This window comes from Corynebacterium sp. HMSC076D02, assembly GCF_001813815.1.
Lineage (GTDB): Bacteria > Actinomycetota > Actinomycetes > Mycobacteriales > Mycobacteriaceae > Corynebacterium > Corynebacterium simulans.
Map to the genome: position 1 here is coordinate 1 of NZ_KV814080.1, position 877 is coordinate 877.

The following is an 877-nucleotide window of genomic DNA, read 5'->3' on the forward strand; positions in this document are numbered from 1 at the left end:
CCCGAGCCAGGCTGACCACCGCCCGACTCGCCGCCGACGGACTCTGGGGCGCCCAGGCCACAGGTGTGTCCACCCTCCACGGCGCGGATCTCGAAGCCGTCGTCTCCAGCATTCGCTCCCTGATCGAAGGAACAACCCCATGAAGCAGTGGTTCCTGCTCGCTGGCGCCATCACTACCGAAGTGGCGGCGACGCTGTCTCTCAAGGCGGCGCTCAATCACCCATCCTGGTACATCGTGGTTGCTGCCGGATACATCGGCACTTTCGTCTTCCTCACCTTCTGCCTGCGCGAAGGAATGCAGATCGGCGTCGCCTATGGCATCTGGGGAGCCAGCGGGGTCGTGCTCGCCGCCGTGCTATCCGCCGCGATTTTCGGTGAACCTCTGACCGCTGTGATGGGTCTTGGAATGGTTGCGATCATCAGCGGTGTCCTCACCGTCGAACTCGGCTCCCAGAAAGCTCAGCAAACCGCAGCCCAGGAAGCAGGAGTCAACTCATGAGATGGATCTTCCTCGCAGGCGCCATCTTGTCCGAAGTCGTCGCGACCATGTCGCTACGAGCCTCCGACGGTGGCCGGGTGAAGAAATGGTTCATCGGCGTCATCGCGGGGTATCTCGTGGCGTTCGTCGCCTTAAGTCTCGCCTTGGCCGACGGCATGGCCCTTGGCGTCGCCTACGGCATCTGGGCAGCATCCGGCGTAGCTCTCACCGCGATCCTCGCCCGGGTCATCTTCCACGAACCCCTCACCCGAACCATGGCCCTCGGCATCCTCCTCATCGCCGTCGGAGTTCTCACCGTTGAACTCGGCGCCAACTTGGCGAACTGACGCATTTCCGCAGGTAAACCAGGCAGATTGGTGTGCTGCACCACGAGGCGCA

3 protein-coding genes are annotated in these 877 nt (G+C 62.9%); all 3 read left to right on the forward strand.

All coding sequences use genetic code 11. The annotated features are described in order from the left end of the window. Positions 1–11 precede the first annotated feature (11 nt). The 3 genes from HMPREF2935_RS10585 to HMPREF2935_RS10595 are packed head-to-tail and all read left to right on the forward strand — an operon-like array spanning position 12 to position 825. On the forward strand, positions 12–143 hold the full coding sequence (locus tag HMPREF2935_RS10585; protein ID WP_246817828.1) for a hypothetical protein: 132 nt from the start codon (positions 12–14) through the stop codon (positions 141–143). Then, positions 140–499, forward strand: a complete 360-nt coding sequence (locus tag HMPREF2935_RS10590; RefSeq protein WP_048733039.1) for a DMT family transporter — start codon at positions 140–142, stop codon at positions 497–499. Before HMPREF2935_RS10585 ends, HMPREF2935_RS10590 begins: the two co-directional genes overlap by 4 nt. After that, the gene (locus HMPREF2935_RS10595) at positions 496–825 is read left to right on the forward strand and encodes a DMT family transporter (protein ID WP_003849969.1); all 330 of its coding nucleotides are present in this window, start codon (positions 496–498) and stop codon (positions 823–825) included. The genes HMPREF2935_RS10590 and HMPREF2935_RS10595 overlap by 4 nt, the downstream gene beginning before the upstream one ends. Positions 826–877 lie beyond the last annotated feature (52 nt).